Origin of the sequence: Enterobacter cloacae complex sp. P24RS (assembly GCF_014982165.1) — a bacterium.
Classification (GTDB): Bacteria; Pseudomonadota; Gammaproteobacteria; order Enterobacterales; family Enterobacteriaceae; genus Enterobacter; species Enterobacter quasihormaechei.
The window spans coordinates 328,555-337,489 of sequence record NZ_JADCKU010000005.1; the positions used below are offsets into that span (position 1 = coordinate 328,555).

The window sequence follows — 8,935 nt, forward strand, 5'->3', positions numbered from 1 at the left end:
TATAAATGAAAGGGAAAGAACGGCTGTACTGACCAGTAAAAATAAAGCTACGGGTGCACAAATAAGCAACAGATGTTTAATCATTCTCAACTCCCTGGGACTGGCTGAATGTTGTGGGAGCATAACCGCTCGAACCTTTTCCGGCGAGCCCACTTACCTTACCTATTGCCCCAGCAGTCTCATTACCGCTACCTGCACCTTCAATATCCTTATAATTTGAAGCGTTATGATAGTTATTCTTAAATTCGTCAGTCATTCTTATTATTCGCATATCAGCTGGATTTATAGCTAAATCCTCCAGATAAGCATTCAGGGACGATGGGATCGCAAAGTCTTCACTGTAGCCAAAAGAGTCAAGTAGTCTCACGTAAAATATTCCTGCGCCTGCTTTTTTAAGTCCCGTAACTGACGTTGTAGTACAGTTGTTGACTACTAGGTTATATTCATCAATAACGCGGCCATCTTCTTTTCTCTCCGCACTGGTATTTTTTCCATCAGGGTGAATACTGCTGGATGCCCATAAAGCATTAAATATTGATAGTGTTTTATATTCATTAACGTCCAGTATTTTAAAAACTGACGCTCTCATTCGATAAAGTTCTTTTATGTAAAATCCTTCTGCTCTTTCGCCGGAATATTTAATCAACACTCCTTAACCTACAGGGCTAAATGCTTCCTGATCATATCGTCCGTAGATGAACACATAGATTGTATTTTTAATGTGTATTGAAACGAAAGCATGTCCTGCACCTTGGGTTTCTGTCCAAAGGAAAACGCCATCGTCCAGTTCATTCTGTTCTGCAATACACATTCGCACGAGGTCATTTTGACCAGACTGGCTACTATCAGTCAGTGCCCGGCGCTGACATTGTATCAGTCTGTGAGCCAGCCAGAAACGATTTCTTTCCAGATCCTTCTGCAACTGAAATTGCCCCGGCTTAACTCTTCTCATACGTATCATCCATCATCGATGGAATGAACTTTGCCTTACACGGACAGGAGCTGTAGCTGTCGAGAGTCCCGGCCATTCGCCTGCCGTGAATGGTATCGTTATCGATGCCACCGGCTACCTTGTAAAGCCCTATAAATAGACCGCAGGTCACGCCGTCCTGTTCCCGGGCAACAGGTTTACCAAACAGAGTATGATCTTCTGCGCCCGTGATAATCCTCCCACCGCAGGTTGTTCTGTCGCCCTGCACCAGATAAAAGCCTTTTGCTGGCATATGTTCTCCTTTTCGCTGAATTCAGTCCTGTCTATCCGCAAAGTACCGCACTGCCGGCCGGGTCAAGTGCAATCAGACCGGCCAGAAGCTTGTCCATCTCTGGCTGAAGCCGCGATTTATCAGTCTCACTGCGGGCAGCTTTCATGCGCAGCAGCCTGAGACGTCGCGATTTAACTTCAAACAACAGCGCCGGCGTCCACTGCGTGAGGGTGATGGACTGTGCTGCACCGTCAAGTTCACCAAGCAGATGCAGGGCTAGTTCATTTTTACCTTTTTGCTCTGCCACACGTGCCATCAGCAGGCGCAGTAACCATTTGTCTTTCGTAGAGTCCATACCCGGGCGCGTCTGAATCCAGTGGAGTGTGGCATCCAGTCCATCGGTGTCTGCTTTCTCCAGCGCTTCCGGCTCAAGGGCCAGAATATCGTTGTTCGTCTCACTGACAGTAGTGACCGGCTCATTCCGCCAACTGGACATTTGGTCCATCACACTCTGGTTTATCCAGTTCAGCGTGATTTCATCGGCAAACGGTGTGCCGTCGTTAAAGGCCAGCGTTTCAAGACCGCAGAGACGCAGCAACAGTCCTTTCAGATCAGCGGTGATGATATCGGCCAGCACTTCCTGGCCCGACTTGATCAGGGCCTGATGGATGTACCATTGCAAATCCAGCCAGAGGTGATTGGCGCCACGTGAAAAAGTGCTGTCCGCCTGCTCCAGTATCTCCAGCCAACTTTGCTGCAAGTACAAACGCTTGAGCATCGCCCGCTGGTCAGCCCGCGGCGGTTCGATGCGCGTTTTCCCTTCGGCGTCCGGTGCAGGGATAGCTCTCAGCGTGTCGTGACGAAGACTTTTCATCAGCCGGTGCGCGGCAAGCCAGCCATCAGGTTGCTCACGCAGATATCTCGTGAGGGTTCGTGCCTGAGCCAGCAAATCCTGACCGGACGTGATGCGGTTCAGTAATGGCGTATCCTGTTCTTTTGTGTGAGATGCTGACTTAGTGCGTGACTGATTGCTGGCATTCTGCGGTATTACAGCATCGAGACCACCGGCTTTCATCAGACGGGAGCCCAGCGCGCTGTACAGGGCACTGAGATCTGGACGCGAAGCTTCTGACTCAGTTTCCAGACTGTCCTGGATGAGCAGCAGCGCACCTGTCGTACGGAGGACATCGTCGCGTACCACTTCCGGCCAGAGCAACAGACTGTCAAGCAGACGAGAGCCTGCGATCCACTCCAGCGCCGGTTTACGGCTTCTCTCGCGCTGTGGATGGAGTTGCGTTCCATAACGCTTTAGCAATCCTGCCAGTAGCTCAAGCCCCTCAGCAAAACCGGTTTCACCGTCCTGGTGCAGGCGCGCCCAGCAGTAGTAAGTCGCAACCCGGAGATCTTTGGCGACAGTGGTCAGCAACTTTTCAGCCAGCTGGCAAATTAGCCCGGTATCAATTCCGGAAAGTTTATTGACCTCCTCCCGGATACGCTGAAAATCATCGTCATAACCCGGGTCTTCTCCTGTAGGACTGGTATCACTGACCGGAGCAAGCCAGAGTTTCCAGCTTTCGGTACGTGACCGCGCCTGCTGTCGCAGCAGGGTTTCATCCACCTGACAGGCAATGATCAGATTCTGCAAAGAGTCCATTATTCGATTCCGTCCATGTCACTGTTTTCTGTGTTATTCATCAGAGCCTGCGCCATAGCCACACTGTCGACGCTGAATATCTGATCCGGCAGCGTGAAGCCACGCAACGCCAGTAGCTCAAGCGGGCCGCGGCCCAGCTGTGAGCGCAGTACCCACTGTAAGGTGCGACCATCAGGCGCGGTAAAACTCATCATCCACTGACTGCGGTCAAGCTGCTGGCGCTTACCCTGATCCAGCCAACGAATAAAACCCCAAGGTCCGCTGAAATCCCCGAAAAGACGCGCACCGGCGTTAACCGTGGTCCATGTCAGCATGGTTCCTGGCTTGTACGTGTCACCAGGCCAGCGGAAGGACTGCCAGTCAGCTATCTGGTTGAAGTAATGTAGCCTTTGCCCATCAATAGTCAGTTGCGTTTCCACCACCTGTGGTACCGGACGCGCCTGTAATTCAAAGGTGATGCCCTGGCTACCGTCGGTAAAGAGAATGTCCGACAGCTGGGTCAGTTGGTTAATGGCTCGCAGGAAGGCTGGGTTAAAAATCAATCCCTGACTATTGACCTTATCCGGTACCCACTGGCTACCCTCCTTGTGCAGCACACCGCTGAGCTCCGTAGTCAGGAAGCGTTCAATACGTCCGCTGTCCTTGCGCACAAATTCAGCCAGCATCGGCAGGGAGGCATCACTTTTGCTGACGGCAAACGGGAAACGTCCGTCAAATGCGGTGTGCCAGTTCGCCACTACAGAGCGGCTCCATTTGTCATTGAGGCTCGCTGCCGATGGCTGAAGCACGGTCTCCCAGGCCTGAATCAGTGGCTGTACAAACATCGTGTTGCCAAAACCGCTCCACTCTTCTCCAAGGCTTGCCGAAATTAGGCTGCCGTACTGCTGGGTGTCGGTAAGGTCCACGCTTTTGCCCTGGAACACGGTCTGCGCCAGGGTCTGCATCATTTCCTGAGGGTCAGTGGCGCTGGCTACCTGTTGCAGACGCAGACGCACCCGGGTGATGCGTGTCAGATACGTCTGTAGGCTCAGTGAGTTATCAGCTGACATGAAATTTCCGCCTGTGTTTTTACCCATCAGCATCAGCAACGGCCCAAAGGTTTCATCCAATGGCCCCTGCGGGCCTGACGCTGACTGGTCAATCGCCGGTTTGTCCTGCCCTCCTACCAGGTCTTTAGCCGATTTGATGATGGAGTCCGAAAGCCCTTCACTCTTCTGGCCAGTCTGCCCCTGCCATGCGAGGGTATTCATCAGGGCAATCAGCGGCGACTGGCGGACGTCACTCATCAGCGTCAACTGGTCGGTGACGTCTGCAATATTGTCTGCCGGATTTAGTTGCAGGCTGTTAAGGAAGTTCAACCAGCTACCGGCAAAGTCCGTGAAATAACGTTGCGTCAGGCGAGCTTTCAAAGCTTCCGGCGACAGATCTGAGGAGAGCGTTTTCCGGCTGTCGCTCAGTACCCAGTCAATTTCTTCCCGTCGAGAGCTTGCCGCTTTCTCAATGGCTTGCTGAACGCCTCCCTCCCATGCCTGGCGGGTGAACATGCCTGGCACCACCTCATCGGTGTTAAACAGGCGACGGGCATCGGTACCGCCAGTCATGTCCTCAAGAGAAACATCGGCAAAATTACGACGAACGGATTTGAGCATATTCTCGTACAGAGTACTTTCTGCGTTGCGCCGTCCAATTTGTTGCAACAGCACCTGTCGGCTCTGGCTGACCAGTTGCTCATCCGGTGTGATTTTCCACTGTGTCTGTGCGGGTAGTTCGGTGATATAGAACGCCCACAAATCCGGCGCCAGGCTTTGCCACAGGCCGGCTGATATGCCCAACCGTGTCGGCTGCACGGTTTTCATAGTCTGCGAATAGAATGCACCATCGGCTTTATCAGGACGAGACATCATTAGCCAGGCTTTGAGCTGATCGTAACCCGATTTCGCCAACTGTACCCGCTGGTCGCTGTTGGGGGCAGTATTCGACAGCGCGCTGAGCTTCTGCTTAAGGGCCTCATTTGCCGGGTCGCGTATCAGGCGGTTGTTTGCCACGCCGTACCAGGGCAGCATCGCATCAAGCAGCTGCTGATTATGGTCCAGGCCAAAGCGCTGATACCATGGCGCTCCGTCCTGGATACGGTGTTGCAGGCGGCCGGCATCATTGCGCAGAGTATGCAGGGCCGTCAGCTGGTAATCCGATACGGAAGGATGTTCTACCAGGGCATGGGCCTGTTCAGCAACAGAGACTATCTGCATGCGGTTGACCGCGAACGAAAGCAGTGTTCCCGCCCCCCAGACACCGATAATGGCCATCAGCGCCCAGGCAAGCGTCTGCTCCCACGCCATACCGACACGGCGGCCACGCACGCGGGTGCAGTCGTCAACGATACCCTGCCAGGTTGCCGGCAGGGTCAGGGCATGGCGCTGTGATTCCGGGATATACTGTTCAGCATCGGCGGTGCCCGCTGACGTACCGGCAGGTTGTTTCTCCGGCAGGCTGAACATCAGCCCCCGCAGCGGAACGCGTTGCTGAGAAACAGGGAGCCATGGCAGCAGTTGCTGAGCCCAGCGGACGATACCGCCGTCCCGGAGATGCCGGCCCAGGCGCAGCAGGAAGTCGTGGCGGTTGTTCTCAGTGACCTGACTCACACCTTGCGTTCGCAATGCAGGCAGCATCCGCTCCAGCTGGCGGATAATATCGTCTTCTTTTGCGCGCAGAGAAAAGGTTGCCCCGACTGCCTGCTCAGGACGCGTCCTCTGAGACCAGTTGCTGTCGCACAGCTGCCACAGCCAGACCGGAGCGGAATAGCGCAGCAGTTCACTGATTTTTTCCAGCCCGCGTAAATCGTTGTCACTGATTTGTGGGGTCAGCTTAAGCGACTGCGGCAGTACACGGACAATCCCGTCCAGCGGACGCCCGCGACGCAGTTTACGCAGCGCGGCGTATTTTTCGCGGTCGGGTTCTGTTGTCAGGCTGCCGCCGTAAATCAGCACGGTGCGGTTACCTTCGAGCCACTGCTGCTGTTGCAGGCCGGGTACCAGCTGTTCAATTGCGGCTTCATCACCGGTGATCAGCAGAAGACGGACTTTGCCACGCCAGTAAAGACTAATACGGGAACGGAGATGCACCCGAAACCTGTCACACATGACCACCGCAGGGTTAACAGGGACGTTATCATTTTCCCACTTCTTTTTCTCATCATCACCACGGGTATTGGCGACAAGCGCATTAAACTCCTTTTTACCGGCACTGAGAGCAGCCCACAGGTGCACAACCAGCATGATAAGTGTGCATCCTGAAATACATCCGCCAGCGATAAGCCAGTAAGTTTGCTGCTGACTACCGTCCTGAATCCCGGCAATATCCGGATGCTTCCAGACCATGAACGTCATAGCGGCTAACAACAAAAAGAAAATCAATGTGACAGCAAGATAGCGGCCTTCCGTAGACTTCGGTGCAAAAACAAAAGGTAGCTTCACGGATCCATCTCCTGTCGGGAAGCAATCGGGGTAATGAGCGTGCTCCACAGCACATTCTGTGTCGTATCACCGCAGATAATCATCTGTGGGGACTGTGTTTGTCGGGCGATTTCAGTGGCGGCTGCGATGGCCAGCCAGGGGGCTGCGGCTCCGGCATGCCCCATGGATATATCGAGTGAAATAACGGAGTCGTTCGCTACAGACTGCGCAGGATGCGCATTTTGGCACGCGATCACTTCTGCGCGTTGCTCACCCGTCATTCCGGCAAGCCATAAATTTTTTACGATATTTTCTTTGAGCGGGACGTTCCAGGCGGCCATGTTCATTCCCTCGCTCAGTTCACCTGGAGGGGAAGCATCTGGCCGGTGTAACAACGCGAGAGGTTCGAGTGCCTCCTGTGTCAGGCGGTTACCAAGAAGCAGCGCAACGGCTGCTTCAGCAGTATTGTTTGATTCAACCGGATCAATCTGGAGACTGATAATCAAAAGCATCTCCTCATCTTTAATACGGTGATCCAGCCAGTGGCTGACTACCCCCGGCCCATTACTGTCTATGTACTCAACAGCACAGGTTATGCCACTTTCGTGCCAGGCTTCCTGCCAGATATCTCTGACAGCAGGGAATGGCAGTGATGACGAAACATCGAGGATGACAACAAGCGAGGCGTTTTCCGGAAACTGGTCAACTGGCAGATCAGCAATGAGTTCAGAGAACAGACGTGAGACGACCGATTCAGGAGTATCTTCAGGCTCTGTGGTAATACGGCTCAGCCTCTTGCTTTTTTCACCTTCCCAGTCGGACTGAGAAATGATAATGCTTTGATTATTGAGCATCTCAACAGCGACAGAACGCTGTTCGTCTTCCTGATGGGCAGTTATAAATGTCGTATTCAGTATCTGAAGCGCACGGCGTGCCCTACGGGTCTCACGCAAAATCCACTGTTCCCGGCGCCTGTCAAAACTATTCGCTTTACTGTCCTGTAATGACCAGAGCCACATGCGAAAACCGAAACTAAAAATCCACACAACAACAGGCGAGCCTATAGCAAACAACCAGAAGTGGTTGTTATCGATGTATCGCCCGAATATCCGCATGAGGATCACACTGATGGCCAGCATTGCCGCTAGGACAGCAAACCAGCGGGATATTTTTGGTGTGGTGGGTCGTGGATAACATTCAGGAAGATGCTTTAGGGAATAAAACATATTTTCTCAGCCAAATAACTACAATAAAACTTCAAACACTATACTTAACAAGCTTCAAATCAGATGCACTACCAAACATTTTGCAAGAGAATATCTAAGAATCAAACTCATGGAGTTATAATGTTTTGGTTTTCTTACCAGATTTTGATAACTGATATACTTCTTTAATTAAATATTTATTTTTATCCAAAACTAGGTGGCATTCAAAATAATCCATCTCAGTGTCCGTCTCTCCAAATTTTGACGGCATTCCTGTTTTAATTATAATCTCTTGATCATTTTTTTAGTGCTGAGTATTTTTCCCCATCAGAAATATGCAACGAGCATTGCCCATAGACATCATAACCAATCCTGCATGTAGATTGAGTGCAATATTTGTCAAGTAATTTAATGTACTCATCTTTTGCCTGAAAATCTGTGTCTTGACTTAGATTTTGCGTAGCTTCTTCATTCCACCGTTCATAATCACTTATAAAATTAATGACAGTCTGCTGAGGAGTTATTTTTGAATTTGAACTCATTGCAAATGCAGAAAAGGTCATCGACAAAAATAACACGATTAGCGGCTTTAAACATTTCATATTTATTCCTTAATGGCAAAATAATCGGCTTCTTGTTCTGTAGAATCGTTAAGCACATACCAGCCGTGCTTAAACGCAGGCCATCTTACGTCCTCAAACGCCATTTTCCCTGGATTTATTCTCCGTACTACTGAGTCCTCCCATGATAGATGGTTTATTCACTTAGCCCCATGCCCAATGTTCCTGGGGAGGAGAATCCCTCCTAACTCATTCAGAGTCTTACTCCCTAAAAATAGTTCCTGGCATTTACTTTCAACAACTGAATCATCTTTATCTGATGTAAATACAACCTTCATCTTTTTTCCACATCCCATACACCAGGGAATGAATCAGTTGAACAATCTAAATCGTTAGGTGCAACATATTTCCCATTGGATGATATTTTTCCTAAGTAGATTGTGTCCCCTACACTAAATGTATCTTTCTGCTCATCGACATCTTCTTTAGCACTATCCCATAACCCCGGACAACTCAAGATATTATCTTCGCCGCCAAAATAAGAAATAACAGATTGGTATGTTCCGTGTTGGGCATCAAAAGGAATAGTTGCTAAATTAGTTTTTTATTAAAATTCACATCCATAGGATGTGGATAATTTATCTTAAAAGCATGCAAGACTTTTTAATGGTATTTTGCCACCTCCACATTCAATTATATCCTTCAATAAAAGATATTTATTACCACAAGAAATAAGCACTCCTAAATTATCACTTTTTTACTTTTCGCATTGCTCGAAATCTTTCTTATCTAAGGCTAGATTTTTTAGGCCTTCCATAGTAATTTTATTCGCTGCTAGCTTTACACTTGTCTCTTGAGAGAA

6 protein-coding genes and 1 pseudogene are annotated in these 8,935 nt (G+C 50.3%); all 7 read right to left on the reverse strand.

Annotated features, from left to right (window positions below):
• Nucleotides 1–76: 76 nt before the first annotated feature.
• The 7 genes and pseudogenes from INF58_RS07795 to INF58_RS07825 all read right to left on the reverse strand — a co-directional run bounded on the left by INF58_RS07795 (nt 77) and on the right by INF58_RS07825 (nt 8,115).
• Entirely contained in the window at nt 77–649 is a 573-nt protein-coding gene (locus INF58_RS07795) for a hypothetical protein (RefSeq protein WP_193527447.1), read from the reverse strand.
• Nucleotides 650–652: 3 nt separating this feature from the next.
• Nucleotides 653–952 (reverse strand): hypothetical protein, encoded by a 300-nt coding sequence (locus INF58_RS07800; RefSeq protein ID WP_193527448.1) that lies wholly within the window; start codon nt 950–952, stop codon nt 653–655.
• A pseudogene (locus INF58_RS07805) lies at nt 945–1,223 on the reverse strand (PAAR domain-containing protein); the annotation flags it as partial. The gene INF58_RS07800 and the pseudogene INF58_RS07805, both read right to left, overlap by 8 nt.
• 31 nt (nt 1,224–1,254) lie before the next feature.
• Nucleotides 1,255–2,856, reverse strand: coding sequence for a type VI secretion system protein TssA (gene tssA, locus INF58_RS07810; protein ID WP_193527449.1), 1,602 nt, complete (start codon nt 2,854–2,856; stop codon nt 1,255–1,257).
• Nucleotides 2,856–6,329, reverse strand: coding sequence for an ImcF-related family protein (locus INF58_RS07815; protein ID WP_193527450.1), 3,474 nt, complete (start codon nt 6,327–6,329; stop codon nt 2,856–2,858). Before INF58_RS07815 ends, tssA begins: the two co-directional genes overlap by 1 nt.
• Nucleotides 6,326–7,534: a hypothetical protein gene (locus INF58_RS07820; RefSeq protein WP_193527451.1), complete on the reverse strand. Its 1,209-nt coding sequence runs from the start codon at nt 7,532–7,534 to the stop codon at nt 6,326–6,328. The genes INF58_RS07815 and INF58_RS07820 overlap by 4 nt, the downstream gene beginning before the upstream one ends.
• 275 nt (nt 7,535–7,809) lie before the next feature.
• On the reverse strand, nt 7,810–8,115 hold the full coding sequence (locus tag INF58_RS07825; RefSeq protein ID WP_193527452.1) for an NTF2 fold immunity protein: 306 nt from the start codon (nt 8,113–8,115) through the stop codon (nt 7,810–7,812).
• Between the last annotated feature and the right edge of the window lie 820 nt (nt 8,116–8,935).

What these genes read in the sequence shown, in the direction of transcription:
- INF58_RS07800 (WP_193527448.1), bottom strand. Translation starts at nt 952, where the DNA reads ATGAGAAGAGTTAAGCCGGGGCAATTTCAGTTGCAGAAGGATCTGGAA.
- INF58_RS07820 (WP_193527451.1), bottom strand. Translation starts at nt 7,534, where the DNA reads ATGTTTTATTCCCTAAAGCATCTTCCTGAATGTTATCCACGACCCACC.
- tssA (WP_193527449.1), bottom strand. Translation starts at nt 2,856, where the DNA reads ATGGACTCTTTGCAGAATCTGATCATTGCCTGTCAGGTGGATGAAACC.
- INF58_RS07825 (WP_193527452.1), bottom strand. Translation starts at nt 8,115, where the DNA reads ATGAAATGTTTAAAGCCGCTAATCGTGTTATTTTTGTCGATGACCTTT.